The following is a 16,331-nucleotide window of genomic DNA, read 5'->3' as shown; positions in this document are numbered from 1 at the left end:
GATAGGAGGTCCGATTATGGATCAACAAGACGGATTGTTTGGTTTCCTTGAAAATCATGTCATGGGACCAATGGGGAAACTTGCTCAGTTTAAAGTTGTACGTGCAATCACGGCAGCAGGTATGGCAGCTGTACCATTTACTATTGTTGGGTCAATGTTCTTGGTATTTAGTATTCTGCCACAAGCCTTCTCATTCTGGCCAATTGTAGCTGATATTTTCTCAGCTTCATTTGATAAGTTTACTTCTCTATACATGGTTGCTAACTATGCTACTATGGGTTCTCTCTCACTTTACTTTGTTCTCTCACTTGCTTATGAGTTAACTAAAATCTATGCAGAAGAAGAAGATCTAAATATGAATCCTCTAAACGGTGCTCTTCTTTCGCTCATGGCTTTCATTATGACAGTTCCACAAATCATTTTTGATGGTGGAATGATGAAAGCTGTAAGTAGCCTTAAAGAAGGTGCAGTTGTTGTTGACGGTTGGGCAATGGGTAATGGTGTTACTCGTTTCGGTACGACAGGTATTTTCACAGCTATTATTATGGCTATTGTGACAGTCCTTATTTATCGTACATGTGTAAAACGTAATTGGGTTATTAAGATGCCTGATGCTGTTCCAGAGGGAGTTTCACGTGGATTTACTGCCTTGATTCCTGGATTCGTCGTTGCATTTGTGGTTATCTTTATTAACGGTGCACTCGTTGCATTGGGAACTGATATCTTTAAAGTTATTGCTATTCCATTTGGGTTTGTTGCTAACCTAACTAACTCATGGATTGGATTAATGATTATCTATCTTTTAACTCAACTTCTTTGGATTGTAGGTATTCACGGAGCTAATATTATCTTTGCTTTTGTTACTCCTATCGCCCTTGCTAACATGGCTGAGAATGCTGCTGGTGGACACTATGCTGTAGCTGGTGAATTTTCTAACATGTTTGTTATCGCTGGTGGATCAGGTGCAACTCTTGGTTTGTGTCTTTACATTGCTTTTGCTGCTAAGTCAGAGCAGCTTAAGGCGATTGGACGTGCTTCAGTTGTTCCAGCATTGTTCAACATTAATGAACCATTGATTTTTGGTTTACCAATTATTTATAATCCAGCGTTAGCAATTCCATTTATCTTGGCACCAATGATTACAGCTACTATCTACTACTTTGTTAATGCTTTACATTTGATTAATCCTGTCGTTGCACAGGTTCCATGGCCAACACCAGTGGGAATCGGAGCCTTCTTAGGAACTGCAGATCTCCGTGCTGTCCTAGTTGCTCTTGTCTGTGCAGTTGCTGCCTTCCTTGTTTATTTACCATTCATTCGTGTCTACGATAAACAATTAGTAAGAGAAGAACAAGAGCTTTCCTAGGTATTTCCTCATCATCCATAGGATAAAACAAGAGAAATCAATTTTTGCTGAGTAATCGTCATTCGCATAGATAAGTTCTCTCAGTTTAGATGATTTTATTTTCGGGGTGGTACAGAATGAATTTTCTTTAAGATTCGTTCTGTGCCACTCCCTTTTTTGCGAATAAATAAGTAAACATATAAGGAGGTTCCTATGTTTGTAGCGAAGAATAGCTCTGGTCAGCTGGTGAATGCTTTGGAAGATGAATTGCCAAGAGCGAACTATACTTGTCCAGCTTGTAAGGGGACGGTAAGTCTGAAAAGTGGTAAGATTATGCGTACACATTTTGCTCACCGTAGCCTGGAACAGTGTCAATTTTACAGTGAAAATGAAAGTGTAGAACACCTGACACTAAAGTCTATTTTTTATCAATGGGGAAAAAAGCATCATAGGATCACGATTGAGAGACATATAGCTGAAATTCAGCAAATTGCTGATCTGTTTATAGATGAAAATCTTGCACTTGAGATACAGTGTAGCCCTTTAAGCCAGACCCGCTTGCGGGAGCGAACTAAGGCTTATCGAGAAAATGGGTATCATGTCATTTGGATATTGGGAGAAAAACTATGGTTGAAAGAAAGTTTACGCAGTTTACAAAAAGATTTTCTGTACTTTAGTCAGTCCTTGGGATTTTATGTATGGGAAGCAGACTTGACGCATCAAGTGCTCCGCCTCAGTTATCTAATTCATGAAGATATGCATGGAAAACTACAACGAAAGATTCGAGAATTTTCTTTTGGAGAGGGAGAGTTGTTGACTATTTTTCGTTTCCCATTTCAGCAAAAGCAGGTTGAAACATTATGGGGAAATCTTGATAAGGATATCTGTACTTTTGTTCGAAAGCAACTGTATTTTCAGGTTCCAAAATGGATGAAGTTACAAGAGGAAGCCTATCTAAAAGGGGAAAACTTATTGGAGAAAGAAGCAAAGGATTTTTATCCTCAAGTGACTCTACCAAGGGCTGAAGAATTTGCACAGATTGCACAAGATATTAGCTGGTACAGAAGGAATTTTTTGAGCTATTATCAGCAGTTAGAATGTAAAGATGAGCAAATACTATATTCACCTGCCTATTATCGATTGTTTTTTGAAAAAGATAAGTCCTAACTAAAAAAATAATGCTTTTATGATAAAATGGGTAAGAGATAAAAGAAGGGTTCAAAAGACTTTTCATTCTCACTTGGCAACTTTGAAAGATGAAATTCTATTTGATGTGAAAACAGGTTGCCTAGTTAGAAGTTAATACATAGATATAAAGGAGTAATATGGTTAAACAACGTCAAGAAATTGAAGAACAGTATCAATGGGATTTATCTACAATCTTTTCAACTGATCAAGCCTGGGAGGAAGAGTTAACGGCGCTTACGGGTGATTTGAGTCAAGCGGAGCAATATGCAGGTCACCTTCTGGATTCAGCAGAGAGTTTACTGACAGCTACGGAGTTAATGCTTGATTTAAGTCGTCGTCTTGAAAAGCTTTATGTTTATGCTCATATGAAAAACGACCAAGATACTCGTGAAGCGAAATACCAAGAATATTATGCTAAATCAATGACTTTGTACAGTCAGTTTGAGCAAGCTTTTTCATTTTACGATCCAGAGTTTTTGACGATTCGTGAGGAGCAATACCAAGACTTTTTGCAGGAAAATGAACAATTAGTTCTCTACAAACACTATTTTGATAAAATTTTACAAGAAAAGCAACATGTTCTTTCTCAACGAGAAGAGGAGTTGTTGGCTGGAGCTGGTGAAATTTTTGGAGCTGCAGGAGAGACTTTTTCTATTTTGGACAATGCGGATATCATTTTTCCACTTGTGAGAAATGAGAGAGGAGAAGAAGTACAGCTGACACATGGAAACTTTATCAGTTTGATGGAGTCGACCAATCGTCAAGTTCGTCAAGAAACTTACGAAGCAATGTACCGTATCTATGAGCAGTTCCAGCATACTTATGCTAAGACACTTCAAACGAATGTTAAAGTGCAGAATTATCGTGCCAAGGTGCGCAATTATAGTAGTGCCCGAGAAGCAGCATTAGCAGCAAACTTTGTGCCAGAGAGTGTGTATGATAACCTGGTGTCTGCTGTGAATAGACATCTGCCACTTCTTCATCGATATATTGCACTACGTGCTAAAATATTGGGAATTCAAGACTTGCGAATGTATGATATGTATACTCCTTTGTCTGATACGGACTATAAATTTAGCTATGAAGAAGCCTTAGCTAAGTCGGAAGAAACTTTGTCTGTTCTTGGGGAGGATTACCTTAACCGAGTTAAAAAAGCATTCTCAGAACGCTGGATTGATGTCTATGAAAATCAAGGCAAACGTTCTGGTGCCTACTCAGGTGGCTCATATGATACCAATGCCTTTATGTTACTAAACTGGCAAGACACTTTAGATAATCTCTTTACATTAGTGCATGAAACAGGACATAGTATGCATTCTAGTTATACTAGAGAAACGCAACCATATGTATATGGGGACTACTCTATTTTCTTAGCGGAGATTGCCTCAACGACCAATGAAAACATCTTAACAGAGAAACTTTTAGCAGAGGTAGAAGATGACCATACTCGTTTTGCTATTCTTAATCATTTTTTAGATGGTTTTCGTGGGACAGTTTTCCGTCAAACTCAGTTTGCGGAGTTTGAACATGCCATCCATCAAGCAGATCAAGCGGGTGAAGTGTTAACAAGTGATTATCTCAACCAGCTTTATGCGGAGTTAAATGAAAAATACTATGGGTTGAAAAAAGAAGAAAATCAACCAATTCAGTTTGAATGGGCACGTATTCCACATTTTTACTATAATTATTATGTTTTTCAATATTCAACAGGTTTTGCGGCGGCCTCTGCGTTAGCAGAAAAGATTGTTCACGGTAGCCAAGAGGATCGTGATAAGTATATTGATTATCTAAAGGCTGGGCGTTCAGATTATCCGCTTGAAATCATGAAAAAGGCTGGTGTGGATATGGAAGATGAAGCTTATTTGGATGCTGCTTTTGCAGTTTTTGAACGTCGTTTAGATGAGTTTGAAGCTTTAGTTGAAAAGTTGGGACGGAACTAATGGTTGAATCCTACAGTAAAAATGCAAACCATAATATGCGTCGACCTGTTGTTAAGCAGGAGATTGTGGACTTGATGCGAAATCGTCAACAGCAAGTCCGAGGGGCTTTAAAAGAGCTTGAGATATTTGCGAAAGAGGAAAATATTCCTATTATTCCTCACGAAACAGTGGCATACTTCCGTATTTTGATGGAAACATTGCAACCGAAGAATATTCTAGAAATCGGGACAGCTATCGGTTTTTCTGCTTTACTGATGGCGGAGCATGCTCCTCAAGCAACAATTACAACGATTGATCGGAATCCTGAGATGATAGAATTAGCTAAGAAAAATTTCTCTCGTTTTGATCACAGAAAACAAATTAGCCTCATTGAAGGTGACGCTGTTGAGATTTTAAGTGAACTAACGGAAACCTATGATTTTGTTTTCATGGATTCAGCTAAATCTAAGTATATTGTCTTTTTACCAGAAATCCTTAAGCGTCTTGAAGTTGGTGGTTTACTTGTTTTAGATGATGTTTTCCAAGGTGGAGATGTCGCTAAGGATATCATGGAGATTCGGCGTGGACAACGAACAATCTATCGCGGTCTTCAGCGTCTCTTTGACGCTACTTTGGATAATCCAGACCTAACAGCAAGTCTACTGCCCCTAGGAGATGGATTGCTTTTATTACGAAAAAATGTAGATCAGGTCAATCTTCCTAGCGAGGAGTGAGTCTTAGTTTAGACTTATTTAAGTTATCTAAAGTAAAATGTGGTATAATAATAGGGTTAGTCTAGGAGTTGGTAATCCTAGTAAAAAAAGGAGTTCATACATGAAGAAAAAAATATTAGCAGGAGCAGTCACTCTCTTGTCGGTGGTGACGCTTGCAGCTTGTTCGCAAAATAGTTCAAAAGATATCGTAACGATGAAAGGGGCGACTATTACAGAAGCAGACTTTTATGATAAGGTCAAGACAAATGCCCAAGCTCAGAATGTCCTATTGCAAATGACCATTGAAAAAGTTTTTGAAGCTAAATATGGAAAAAATGTAACGGATAAAGAAGTGAATGAAGCCTATGAAGAAAATGCGAAAAATTATGGAGATAATTTTGCCACAGTTCTCGCTCAGGCAGGTTTAACGGCAGATACTTATCGTGAACAAATTCGTGCCAATAAATTAGTAGAGTATGCGGTGAAACAAGCTGCGGAAAAAGAAGCAACGGATGAAAATCTTAAGAATCTTTTTGACAGCTACACACCAGAAGTGACAGCGAATATTATCAAACTTGATAGCGAAGATAAGGCCAAGGAAGTTTTGGAAAAAGCAAAGGCAGATGGTGCAGACTTTGCAGCTTTAGCCAAAGAAAACTCTACAGATACTTCTACGAAAGACAATGGTGGAGAAGTGAAGTTTGACTCTGGTTCAACAGATGTACCAGATGCTGTTAAATCAGCAGCTTTTGCTCTGGATACAAATGGAGTCTCAGATATTGTGACTGTTACAGACTCACAAACCTATACGACAAGTTACTATATTGTCAAAGTAAGCAACAAGACAAGTAAGTCAGACAACTGGAAAGATTATAAAAAACGCCTGAAAGAGATCTTTGTAGCTGAACGTGAGAAAAACGCGAGCTTCATCCAATCCGTTGTTGGTGCAGAATTGACAGAAGCAAATATCAAGGTAAAAGATGAAGCCTTCCAATCTCTCTTTGCACAGTATTCAAATGCTGCTAATAGCTCATCAAGTACATCTTCAACAACTGAATCTTCTTCAAGTAGCGATAGTTCTTCCGCTTCAAATTAAGAAATAAGGACAAATTTTTTAAGAAATGCTGACGTTCCCCTTCTCTTAATGTTTCAACCATTAAGAGAAGGGGAATTCTATTTTTTATACAGGGAGATAAGCAACGGTTTCACGATCTATCGACTGTAAGGCAAGGCTGCTGATCTTTTAAAGCATTAACGATAAGTAAGAGGGGGTGATAAATCCCTGATGTGACTGCTAAAAATGCTTGACAAAATAGAAAAACAGTGTTAAAATAAATAAGATTTTAACTTGAAGGGAGTGAAAAAAATGTCAAAAACAGTAGTACGTAAGAATGAATCACTTGACGATGCTCTTCGTCGTTTCAAACGTGCGGTTACTAAAGCTGGTACTCTTCAAGAAACACGCAAACGCGAATTCTATGAAAAACCTTCTGTAAAACGTAAACGTAAGTCAGAAGCAGCTCGTAAACGTAAGAAATTCTAATAGGTGAAAGCAAGCTTGACCAGATGAGTTGAGTTTGTTTTTTGTTTTTCTATAAATGTTATTTATAAAAGCCATATAAAATATATATTATACAAGGGAAATAATCTATGATAGACTGGTACTCAATCAAAAGAAAAGAGGTATTCCAATGACAACATTTTCTATCCATACAATTGAGTCTGCACCAGAAGAAGTAAAAGAAGTTTTAGAAACGGTACAAAAAGATAACAACGGTTATATTCCTAATCTAATCGGTCTCTTGGCTAATGCACCGACGGCACTAGAAACCTATCGGACAGTAGGAGGGATTAACCGCCGAAATAGTTTAACGCCAGTGGAGAGAGAAGTGGTGCAAATCACAGCAGCTGTGACCAATGGTTGTGCCTTCTGTGTGGCTGGACATACAGCCTTTTCTATCAAGCAGATTCAGATGAATGATGATCTCCTTGAAGCCCTCCGCAATCGTACTCCAATTGAGTCTGATCCAAAGTTAGATACCTTGGCTAAGTTTACGCTTGCTATTATCAATACCAAAGGACGTGTGGGAGATGAAGCTTTATCAGAGTTTCTAGAAGCTGGCTATACTCATCAAAATGCTCTTGATGTAGTACTAGGTGTTAGTCTAGCGACCCTTTGCAACTACGCGAATAATCTAGCCAATACTCCTATTAATCCAGAATTGCAACCTTACGCTTAGTATCATGGGGAGGAAGTTCTATGTCATTTTTCTCAGAAGATTTTTTGAGCTGGTTAGACCAGCATGCGGATGAAATTGATAAACATTCTTGTGAAGCTGGAAATCAGTTGATTGAACGCATTGCAGCAGAAGGAGCCTTTCGTGTCGGAGTTCCAGAAGTTCTTGGAGGTAGAGGAGGGAGTGACCAAGATGTGGTTGAGGTGTTAGCAGAGCTTGCCCAGCATTCATTGACAGCCTCCTTCATATCGTGGGGACAGCGAACCTTTATCGATAATATCCTTCATACTAATAATCCCTATTTTAAGGAAGTGTATTTGGAAAAACTCTTGACGGGTGAATATGCAGGAGCAACAGCCTTGTCGAATGCGGTGAAGTTCTTATCCAATCTAGAAGACCTCAATGTTCGCATCATTGAGGAAAATGGAGAACTCTACCTCAAGGGGCGCCTCCCTTGGGTAACCAATGCACGAGCAGATCGCTTTTTGACGATTTTTGTTGCAGGGTTGACAGATGATTCTGGAGAAAGTTATGTGGTGGCTGTACCTTCTGACGCGAAGAATTTCTCTCGTTCAGATGATTTGGAGTTTGTATCTCTCCAGGGAGGAAATACGGCAGCCTTAACTTTTAATAAGGTTCTCCTGAAGGAAGAGTGGATTTTATCGAAAAATGCCGTACAATTTTTGGCAGAAAATCGTCCAGCCTTTTTAGGATACCAGTTTGGTTTGGCTTTTGGTTTAGCAGAACGCTCCCTAGTAGAAGTCGAAGCAGAGTTGAAAAAGCGTACCGTTCTGACCTCTGAATGGCAGACTCAGGTTCAAAACTTAGAGGCTATTCGTCAGTTGCTATATCAAGGTCTATCAGATAGAGAGTATTTTGTAACCAATCCTCGGGAATTGTTCCAATTAAGGATTGATATTGTAGATGTAGTCGCACAGAGTCTGCTACTTGAATTGCAGGCAGGTGGTGGTCGTGGTTACTTTAGTAAGTCTACCTCTGGGTTTATCCGCCGTTGGAATGAAGGAGCTTTTCTTCCAATTGTTTCCCCCAGTGCAGTTCAACTACGGCATATCTTAGCAAGTGCCTGAGAATAGGTCTCAAGTAAAGACGAAGTAAAGTTGCAACTTCGTCTTTTTGATTCTGATTTCATAGAGTTTTATGCTATACTAAAGGAAGTATGAATTTTGGAGGTTCCGATGAAAAGGCTTCCCCTCGTTTTTTCAGGCTGTCTATTGGGTTTAGCGGGTGCAGGTAATCTAGTTTCGGATAGCATGCCTCTTCTTTCTCATTTTTTTAGCCTGACAGGTTTGAGTTTGTGGATTTATTTTTTGATTAGTCATCTCAATCATTGGCGGAACAGTCAACAAGAACTGAAAAAACCACCGTTGTTGTCAGGGATGGCAACCTTTCCCATGGCTGGAATGATTTTGTCGACCTATTTACTACGGATTATACCGGTTGCTCCTCACTTGGCTCAATCAATTTGGTGGTTTTCTTTCTTATTAGATGTTTTTTTGATTTCCTATTTTACAGTGAAATTTGTTTTTAAAAATCCAAGAGAAAGCGCTACACCTAGTTGGACAGTTCTCTATGTAGGGATAGCAGTCGCAGCCTTAACTTATCCAGTGATCGGAATGATTGGAATTGCCTACGTGACCTTGATGTTTGGTTTTCTTTTGGCCAGTATCCTTTATCCATTGATTTATCGTGATTTAAAGAGTCACCCCCTCCCTCAGCCTTTACTAGGTCAGGAAGGGATTTACTGTGCTCCTTTCTCTCTTCTTCTAGCAGCCATGGTTCGTGTAGGAGGGGCGAGTCTGCCTACTTGGAGCTTGGTGCTCATGGTGTCAATTTCCCAAGCCTGTTTTGTTTTTGTAGTAACTCGCTTACCCAAAATTTTAAGACAAGGATTTCAACTATCATTTTCTGCTTTAACTTTCCCTATGATTATTACAGCAACCTCTCTTAAGATGGCTCAAGAAATTTTACAGTTTCCGCTTTTTGATAGCTTAGTTTTTGTTGAAGGATTTTTGAGTTTGATGGTTCTTGGCCTTGTGCTTGTAGGTTATCTTTATCAATTAAAAATCAACAAGATTTAGCTTTTATTTGGCTAAATCTTGTTGATTTTTTCATAATCGAAGGGTGAGTATTGGGATACTTTCTAGGTTCTAAATCGGTTTTTTCTTGCTTTTTTTGGTATAATAATTCATATAGTTTTGCTAAAAATAATTTACAAAGTATGAAAGTGTTTAGTGGAAGGTGATATGACAGACTATCTCTCGGTCTCATTGGTGACCAAGTATCTAAAGAGAAAATTTGATAAGGATCCTTATTTGGAGAGAGTTTATCTAACAGGTCAGGTGTCAAATTTTCGTAAGCGTCCGAGTCATCAGTATTTTTCGCTTAAAGATGATAAGGCGGTGATTCAGGCTACTATTTGGGCTGGAGTATACAGTAAACTTGGTTTTGAGCTGGAAGAAGGCATGAAAATTAATGTTGTAGGTCGAATCCAACTGTATGAACCGAGTGGTTCTTATTCCATCGTTATCGAAAGAGCAGAGCCGGATGGTATTGGTGCGTTGGCCTTGCAGTTTGAACAACTAAAGAACAAACTAGCAGCAGAAGGGCTATTTGACCCTAAATGGAAGCAGACAATCCCTCAGTTCTCAAGAAAAATTGGTGTAGTGACGAGCTCCAGCGGTGCGGTTATTCGCGACATTATCACAACAGTCAGCCGTCGTTTTCAAGGAGTGGATATTTTGCTTTTTCCCACAAAGGTACAGGGGGAAGGTGCGGCAGCTGAAATTGTTGCAAATATCGCCTTAGCAAATAAGCGAGAGGATATTGATGTCCTTATTGTTGGACGAGGTGGAGGTTCTATTGAGGATCTATGGGCCTTTAATGAAGAGGCTGTGGTACGAGCTATTTTCGAATCTCGAATCCCCATTATCTCTAGTGTTGGCCATGAGACAGACGTTACCCTGTCTGATTTTGTGGCAGACCAGAGAGCAGCAACACCAACTGCTGCTGCAGAGCTTGCGACTCCGATTACTCGAATGGACCTGTATCGCTTATTGAAACAGCAGGAAAATCGTCTAGGGACAGCCATGTCTAATCGGTTGCAATATCAAAGACAGCGTTTAAACAAGCTTAGCCAATCCATCATTTTTCGACAACCAGAAAGGTTGTATGATGGTTATTTACAAAAATTGGATTTGTTGACACAGAGACTGCAACAAAGTGCGAAGGAAATCCAAGCAACCCATTCAAGACAGACACAAGACCTATATTATCGTTTACAGGGGCATTCTCCCCTTGGAGTTGTCCAGCGTTATCAGGAGCAGACAGCTCAGCTTGAGCGCTTGTTAAGAAGTAATATGGCAATCATCTATGATAATAAAGTTGCTGAAGTGAAGCGATTATCGGATGCATTGTATATGTTAGATACTAGTCGAATCATTGCTCGAGGCTATGCCTTGATAAAAAAAGAAAATCAAGTATTAGAAAGTACAACACAAATCAAGAAGGAAGATAGCTTGACCCTAATGATGAAAGATGGTCAGGTAGATGTGAAGGTGCAAAATGTCAAAAAATAAACAATTTGAAGAAAATTTAGCAGATCTAGAAGTGATAGTCCAAAAGTTAGAACAGGGTGATGTAGCGCTTGAGGATGCTATTTCTGAATTTCAAAAGGGAATGAAATTGTCAAAGGAATTACAGGAAACGCTTGATCAAGCAGAGAAAACGTTGATCAAGGTTATGCAATCAGATGGTTCAGAAAGTGAAATGGAATGAAACAGGCAGAAAAGATTATTCAGCTTGAAGCAGCGATTGAAACTTTTTACCGTGAAAAGCAGGTTGCACCTCATTTGGTGGCGGCCATTCTTTATTCGGTTCGGGCGGGCGGTAAGCGTCTTCGTCCCCTATTGTTGTTAGAGATTCTAGAGGCCCTTGGGATTACTTTAGAAGAGGCTCATTTTCAAGTTGCCGGTGCGGTAGAATTAATCCATACTGGTAGTCTTATTCATGATGATTTGCCAGCTATGGATAATGATGATTATCGACGAGGCAGATTGACCAACCATAAAAAATTTGGTGAAGACATTGCAATCTTGGCAGGGGATTCTTTATTTTTAGACCCTTATGGTCTGATAGCCGATGCGGCACTTTCTAATTCGATTAAAGTCAGACTCATTTCGGAGTTATCAAAAGCTGCAGGTACTGCTGGCATGGTAGCTGGTCAAGTTTTGGACATGGAAGGTGAAAAATCTCAGCTTGCATTAGAGCAGTTACAAACTATTCATGCCCATAAAACAGGTAAATTACTAGCCTATCCTTTTTTAGCAGCCGGATTAGTGGCTGGTGTAGCAGATTCAATCCTTACAAAGCTAGAAAAAGCGGGAAATTTACTTGGTCTAGCATTTCAGGTTCGTGATGATGTATTGGATCTTACTGCCAGTTTTGAAGAAATTGGAAAGACTCCAAAAAAAGATCTGCAAGCAGAAAAATCGACGTATCCTTCCCTTATGGGACTAGATGAAGCACGCAATTTTTCAAATAGTTGCCTTGAACAAGTAGAGTTGCTTTTGACAGAAATCGGACAAGAGATTCTTTTTGAGGATAAAGAATTGAGAGTATTAATAGAAAGTTTAAAAATTCATGGCTAAGGAAAGAGTGGATGTCCTTGCCTATAAGCAAGGACTCTTTGATACGAGAGAACAGGCCAAACGTGGTGTTATGGCGGGACTTGTAGTGGCTGTTCTAACTGGACAACGTTTTGATAAACCTGGTGAGAAAATTCCGGATGATATTGAACTAAAATTAAAAGGTGAAAAACTCAAGTACGTTAGCAGAGGTGGTTTGAAGCTGGAGAAAGCTTTACAGGTATTTGATTTATCTGTTGTTGACAAAGTAACTCTTGATATCGGTGCTTCCACAGGTGGCTTTACAGATGTGATGTTACAAAGTGGTGCAAGAAAAGTATTTGCAGTAGATGTTGGTACCAATCAATTGGCCTGGAAGTTACGCCAAGACGAACGAGTTCAGAGCATGGAGCAGTTTAATTTTCGTTATGCAGAGCCGGCTGATTTTGACCAGGTACCGAATTTTGCTACGATTGACGTTAGTTTTATCTCTCTTGCTTTAATATTACCAGCTTTAGCGAGAATTTTAGACGAATCAGGATTTGTAGTTGCCTTGGTTAAACCACAGTTTGAGGCAGGACGAGAGCAAATCGGAAAAAATGGAATCGTCAAAGACAGCAAGGTTCATGTAGCTGTTTTGGAGAATTTTTTGCAGGTTGCTTTAGAATCAGGTTTCTCAGTACTTGGTTTAGATTTTTCTCCTATCCAAGGTGGACAAGGGAACATTGAATTTTTAGCTTGTTTACAAAAAACACATCAACCAGAAAATCGTGTTCAGGAAAGTCTTGTAGATTTAGTTAGTCGAGCTCACCAACAGTTTTAGTTGTGAACGAGATGATTGGTGATGGATTGATATGTCTAGTAAAGACGAAATAGCAGATAAGGAATACAATGAATAAAAAAGAACGTTTAGAAAAAATCAGGCGCTTCGTCACTGAAAATGAAGTTAGAACCCAAGATGAGATTGTAAAACACCTTAGTTCTATTGGTATTATTGCGACACAAGCAACGGTTTCAAGAGATATCAAAGAATTAGGAATGGTTAAAATACCTCTTAAGGAAAATGCATATAAATATGATATTCCAAAACTTGAATCTTCTACATATCACTTGGTAGATGATAACATTCTTGCAGCTGAGTCCATGGGGAATATGGTGAATGTTAGTCTAGTACCTGGAAGTGGAATGGTAGTAAAAAATCAAATTATTGATGAGTTTGGTGATTATATCTTTTCTATCATTGTGGATGATGATTCAGTCTTTTTAGTGGTACGAAAAGAACATCAGGCGCAATTAATTGTAGAAACATTAAAGCATTGGTGAAACTATGTTACTTGAAATATCAATCAAAAATTTCGCAATTATTGAGGCGATTTCCCTTAATTTTGAAAAAGGAATGACGGTTCTGACAGGAGAAACAGGAGCAGGAAAGTCTATCATTATTGATGCTATGAATATGATGTTGGGTTCTCGGGCGACAGTAGACGTGATTCGCCACGGCTCCAACAAGGCTGAAATTGAAGGCTTGTTCTCCATAGAAAATAGTCGTGCTTTGCAGGCTATTTTTGAGGAACAAGGTTTGGAATTGTCTGATGAAATTATTATTCGTCGTGAGATTTTGCAAAATGGACGTAGTATCAGTCGGATTAATGGGCAAATGGTCAATTTGTCTATTTTGCGACAAGTTGGGCAACATCTAGTGGATATTCATGGTCAACACGATCAGGAGGAATTGATGCGTCCACAGCTACATATAGCGATGCTAGATGAGTTTGGAGATGATGAGTTTTTTGCTTTAAAAGAAGACTATCAAGTTTGTTTTGATCGCTACAGAAGGATTCGAAAGCAAGTCCTAGAAGTTCAGAAAAACCAGCAAGAACATAGGGCGAGAATTGAGATGTTGGAATTTCAAATTGCCGAAATTGAAGCTGCAGAATTACGATTTGGTGAGGATATCGAACTGAATCAAGAGAGAGAAAAGCTACTTAATCACAAGAATATAGCGGATACCTTGAGTAATGCTTATACGCTATTGGACAATGAAGAATTTTCTAGTTTAACGAATGTGCGTCTAGCTATGAATGAGATGGAATCAATTGAAGAATATGATTCTGATTACAAAGAACTTGCGTCTACTTTGTCTGAGAGTTACTATGTTTTAGAAGATTTGACAAAGCAATTAGAAGGCATTCTTGATACTCTAGACTTTGATGGAAATCGATTGATGGAAGTTGAAAATCGGTTGAATTTACTCCATACCATTACACGGAAGTATGGAGGGCAAGTTGATGATGTGTTGGCCTACTTTGAGAAGATTTCAGAAGAGTATAATCATTTAACAGGTGCCAGTCTTTCATCTGATGAGATGGAGACAGAGCTTAAGAGTCTTGAAAAACAGTTGATTCAATTAGCGAGTCAGCTAGCTTCTGCTCGTCATAAACTGGGGTTGGCGCTAGAGGATGAAATTAAGCAAGAATTACAAGATCTGTATATGGAGAAAGCGCAATTCAAAGTCTGCTTTAATAAAGGGAAGTTTAGCCGTGAAGGTAATGAGACAGTGGAGTTTTATATTTCTACAAACCCTGGTGAAGACTTTAAACCTTTGGTCAAGGTTGCTTCGGGTGGAGAGTTGTCTCGTTTGATGTTAGCTATTAAATCAGCTTTTTCACGAAAAGAAGGCAAAACGAGCATTGTGTTTGATGAGGTGGATACAGGCGTTTCAGGTCGAGTTGCTCAAGCAATTGCTCAAAAAATTCATAAAATTGGAACGAATGGTCAGGTTCTTGCAATTTCTCACTTGCCACAGGTTATCGCTATTGCGGATTATCAATTCTTTATTGAAAAACGTAGTGATGAGAACTCGACAGTATCAACAGTTCGATTGTTAAAATTCGATGAACGAGTGGATGAAATCGCCAAGATGTTAGCTGGTCAAAATGTGACCGATGCTGCCATCAGTCAGGCTCGAGAACTGTTAAAGGATGGAAAATGATGCAGTATTTTGTAGTTGGAGATGTCCATGGTAAAGTTACGATGCTTGAAAGGTTACTTAAATCATGGGACAGTTCAAGTCAACTAATTTTTTTGGGTGATTTGATTGACCGAGGTGAAGATAGTTTAAACACAGTAAGAAGAGTTCGACAGTTGGCTGAAAAAGAGGGAGCCACTTGTTTGAAAGGGAACCATGAGTATATGTTTTTATCGTGGTTGGATGATCCAGTAGAAAACTATGAGCACTATCGGCGTAATGGTGGAGATACAACTATTAATTCGTTTCTTGGGCGACCGTTAAGCCACTTGGTTGATGGGATTGAAGATGCAAAAAAAATAAACGAGTCAGTGCCGGAACTGGTTGCTTTCATTCGTGATATGCCTTTTGTCTTTGAGACGGATCGTTATATTTTTGTTCATGCAGGGATAGATTTGAGCCTTGAAGATTGGCACAATACTTCAGATTACCAGAAAGTCTGGCTAAGAACCCCTTTTCATGAAGGTGAAAATAAAACCGGTAAGATGATTGTTTTTGGGCATACCCCCGTTTATGGTTTATTAGAACAAGAAATTGGTACAAGTGAAATTTGGTCAACGGATGATGGCAAGATTGGATTAGATGGTGGTGCTGTCTATGGAGGGGTACTTCACGGTACACTTTTTGGGATAGATGGCATTATCCGAGATCATTTTGTGGTAAATGATGGATTTATTGCTGCAGATGAATAGCTGAAAAAAAGGCCTTTTGTCAACCGTAGTGGGTAGACGAAAACATAGAAGTAAAAAGATCAGAGTCGTCTGCTTCTTTTTTGGCGATATATTTTAAGAATTTTATAAATAATATTTTTTAAAATAAAATCTTTTTGTCTCATTATTTCCTTTTTCTTACATAAGACAAAAAGTAAGCTAGTTGTGTGAGTATATGGTTGTTATATCGTAGAAACTCAATTCAGTATAGAATAGGGTGAGATTCGTGTGGAAGATCATTTAGTGAATGCTATTGTATTAAACGGCAAATTAGCGAGAATTATTTTTGAAAGCAAGTAAGGTTTAATAACTCGAACCAATGTCTTTGTATAGGTATTTTTCTCTATAGAGGCCTGTTTGAGAGATTGTCGGTATAATCTTATAAATCACCAAATCATTCGGTTTTTTAAAAATGTAACGGATTTCATTTTAGGTAAAAAGAAAAAATGGGTTAAATTTTGTAAAAGTGTTGACAAGTTGCAAAAAAAGAGTATACTCCCATCTTTGACAGTTTTTTGAAAACAAAGAGCCCCTAAATGCTGATATGA

At 38.7% G+C, this 16,331-nt stretch carries 16 protein-coding genes; all 16 read left to right on the top strand.

The annotated features are described in order from the left end of the window. The first annotated feature begins 16 nt into the window (after window positions 1-16). The 16 genes from celB to STRDD10_RS06740 all read left to right on the top strand — a co-directional run bounded on the left by celB (window position 17) and on the right by STRDD10_RS06740 (window position 15,765). The gene (gene celB / locus STRDD10_RS06815) at window positions 17-1,366 is read left to right on the top strand and encodes a PTS cellobiose transporter subunit IIC (RefSeq protein WP_067194230.1); all 1,350 of its coding nucleotides are present in this window, start codon (window positions 17-19) and stop codon (window positions 1,364-1,366) included. A 192-nt stretch (window positions 1,367-1,558) separates the two neighbouring features. After that, complete coding sequence (locus STRDD10_RS06810) at window positions 1,559-2,512, top strand: competence protein CoiA (RefSeq protein ID WP_067194227.1); 954 nt, start codon at window positions 1,559-1,561, stop codon at window positions 2,510-2,512. Between the two features lie 158 nt (window positions 2,513-2,670). Beyond that, window positions 2,671-4,473: an oligoendopeptidase F gene (gene pepF, locus STRDD10_RS06805; protein WP_067194224.1), complete on the top strand. Its 1,803-nt coding sequence runs from the start codon at window positions 2,671-2,673 to the stop codon at window positions 4,471-4,473. Further along, entirely contained in the window at window positions 4,473-5,186 is a 714-nt protein-coding gene (locus STRDD10_RS06800; RefSeq protein WP_067194221.1) for an O-methyltransferase, read from the top strand. Before pepF ends, STRDD10_RS06800 begins: the two co-directional genes overlap by 1 nt. Before the next feature lie 100 nt (window positions 5,187-5,286). Next, the gene (gene prsA, locus STRDD10_RS06795; protein ID WP_067194218.1) at window positions 5,287-6,261 is read left to right on the top strand and encodes a peptidylprolyl isomerase PrsA; all 975 of its coding nucleotides are present in this window, start codon (window positions 5,287-5,289) and stop codon (window positions 6,259-6,261) included. Window positions 6,262-6,531: 270 nt separating this feature from the next. After that, on the top strand, window positions 6,532-6,708 hold the full coding sequence (gene rpsU, locus STRDD10_RS06790) for a 30S ribosomal protein S21 (RefSeq protein ID WP_000048054.1): 177 nt from the start codon (window positions 6,532-6,534) through the stop codon (window positions 6,706-6,708). A 148-nt stretch (window positions 6,709-6,856) separates the two neighbouring features. Beyond that, window positions 6,857-7,405 carry a carboxymuconolactone decarboxylase family protein gene (locus STRDD10_RS06785; protein WP_067194215.1) on the top strand — a complete coding sequence of 183 codons (549 nt, stop codon included), beginning with the start codon at window positions 6,857-6,859 and terminating at the stop codon, window positions 7,403-7,405. A 20-nt stretch (window positions 7,406-7,425) separates the two neighbouring features. Then, window positions 7,426-8,490 carry an acyl-CoA dehydrogenase family protein gene (locus STRDD10_RS06780; RefSeq protein ID WP_067194212.1) on the top strand — a complete coding sequence of 355 codons (1,065 nt, stop codon included), beginning with the start codon at window positions 7,426-7,428 and terminating at the stop codon, window positions 8,488-8,490. 108 nt (window positions 8,491-8,598) lie between these two features. Further along, window positions 8,599-9,501: a TDT family transporter gene (locus STRDD10_RS06775; RefSeq protein WP_067194209.1), complete on the top strand. Its 903-nt coding sequence runs from the start codon at window positions 8,599-8,601 to the stop codon at window positions 9,499-9,501. A gap of 165 nt (window positions 9,502-9,666) precedes the next feature. Continuing rightward, a complete protein-coding gene (gene xseA / locus STRDD10_RS06770) occupies window positions 9,667-10,998 on the top strand; it encodes an exodeoxyribonuclease VII large subunit (protein ID WP_067194206.1) in 1,332 nt (443 codons plus the stop codon). After that, window positions 10,985-11,197: an exodeoxyribonuclease VII small subunit gene (locus STRDD10_RS06765; RefSeq protein WP_067194204.1), complete on the top strand. Its 213-nt coding sequence runs from the start codon at window positions 10,985-10,987 to the stop codon at window positions 11,195-11,197. Before xseA ends, STRDD10_RS06765 begins: the two co-directional genes overlap by 14 nt. Further along, window positions 11,194-12,069: a polyprenyl synthetase family protein gene (locus tag STRDD10_RS06760; protein WP_067194201.1), complete on the top strand. Its 876-nt coding sequence runs from the start codon at window positions 11,194-11,196 to the stop codon at window positions 12,067-12,069. The genes STRDD10_RS06765 and STRDD10_RS06760 overlap by 4 nt, the downstream gene beginning before the upstream one ends. Next, the gene (locus STRDD10_RS06755) at window positions 12,062-12,868 is read left to right on the top strand and encodes a TlyA family RNA methyltransferase (protein WP_067194198.1); all 807 of its coding nucleotides are present in this window, start codon (window positions 12,062-12,064) and stop codon (window positions 12,866-12,868) included. Before STRDD10_RS06760 ends, STRDD10_RS06755 begins: the two co-directional genes overlap by 8 nt. A gap of 68 nt (window positions 12,869-12,936) precedes the next feature. Beyond that, entirely contained in the window at window positions 12,937-13,368 is a 432-nt protein-coding gene (locus tag STRDD10_RS06750; protein WP_067194195.1) for an arginine repressor, read from the top strand. Between the two features lie 4 nt (window positions 13,369-13,372). Further along, a complete protein-coding gene (recN, locus tag STRDD10_RS06745; protein ID WP_067194193.1) occupies window positions 13,373-15,037 on the top strand; it encodes a DNA repair protein RecN in 1,665 nt (554 codons plus the stop codon). Beyond that, window positions 15,034-15,765: a metallophosphoesterase family protein gene (locus STRDD10_RS06740; protein ID WP_067194191.1), complete on the top strand. Its 732-nt coding sequence runs from the start codon at window positions 15,034-15,036 to the stop codon at window positions 15,763-15,765. Before recN ends, STRDD10_RS06740 begins: the two co-directional genes overlap by 4 nt. Window positions 15,766-16,331: the final 566 nt, after the last annotated feature.

It is taken from the genome of Streptococcus sp. DD10, from assembly GCF_001578805.1.
Lineage (GTDB): Bacteria > Bacillota > Bacilli > Lactobacillales > Streptococcaceae > Streptococcus.
Note: the sequence above shows the minus strand (reverse complement) of the source record. Positions and strands in the feature narration are given on the sequence as shown.

Excerpts from the sequence above, each read along its gene's own strand:
- STRDD10_RS06810 (WP_067194227.1), top strand. The coding sequence starts at position 1,559 with ATGTTTGTAGCGAAGAATAGCTCTGGTCAGCTGGTGAATGCTTTGGAA.
- STRDD10_RS06800 (WP_067194221.1), top strand. The coding sequence starts at position 4,473 with ATGGTTGAATCCTACAGTAAAAATGCAAACCATAATATGCGTCGACCT.
- recN (WP_067194193.1), top strand. The coding sequence starts at position 13,373 with ATGTTACTTGAAATATCAATCAAAAATTTCGCAATTATTGAGGCGATT.
- STRDD10_RS06750 (WP_067194195.1), top strand. The coding sequence starts at position 12,937 with ATGAATAAAAAAGAACGTTTAGAAAAAATCAGGCGCTTCGTCACTGAA.
- STRDD10_RS06775 (WP_067194209.1), top strand. The coding sequence starts at position 8,599 with ATGAAAAGGCTTCCCCTCGTTTTTTCAGGCTGTCTATTGGGTTTAGCG.
- STRDD10_RS06755 (WP_067194198.1), top strand. The coding sequence starts at position 12,062 with ATGGCTAAGGAAAGAGTGGATGTCCTTGCCTATAAGCAAGGACTCTTT.
- rpsU (WP_000048054.1), top strand. The coding sequence starts at position 6,532 with ATGTCAAAAACAGTAGTACGTAAGAATGAATCACTTGACGATGCTCTT.
- pepF (WP_067194224.1), top strand. The coding sequence starts at position 2,671 with ATGGTTAAACAACGTCAAGAAATTGAAGAACAGTATCAATGGGATTTA.
- xseA (WP_067194206.1), top strand. The coding sequence starts at position 9,667 with ATGACAGACTATCTCTCGGTCTCATTGGTGACCAAGTATCTAAAGAGA.
- STRDD10_RS06780 (WP_067194212.1), top strand. The coding sequence starts at position 7,426 with ATGTCATTTTTCTCAGAAGATTTTTTGAGCTGGTTAGACCAGCATGCG.
- prsA (WP_067194218.1), top strand. The coding sequence starts at position 5,287 with ATGAAGAAAAAAATATTAGCAGGAGCAGTCACTCTCTTGTCGGTGGTG.
- STRDD10_RS06740 (WP_067194191.1), top strand. The coding sequence starts at position 15,034 with ATGATGCAGTATTTTGTAGTTGGAGATGTCCATGGTAAAGTTACGATG.
- STRDD10_RS06785 (WP_067194215.1), top strand. The coding sequence starts at position 6,857 with ATGACAACATTTTCTATCCATACAATTGAGTCTGCACCAGAAGAAGTA.
- STRDD10_RS06760 (WP_067194201.1), top strand. The coding sequence starts at position 11,194 with ATGAAACAGGCAGAAAAGATTATTCAGCTTGAAGCAGCGATTGAAACT.
- celB (WP_067194230.1), top strand. The coding sequence starts at position 17 with ATGGATCAACAAGACGGATTGTTTGGTTTCCTTGAAAATCATGTCATG.
- STRDD10_RS06765 (WP_067194204.1), top strand. The coding sequence starts at position 10,985 with ATGTCAAAAAATAAACAATTTGAAGAAAATTTAGCAGATCTAGAAGTG.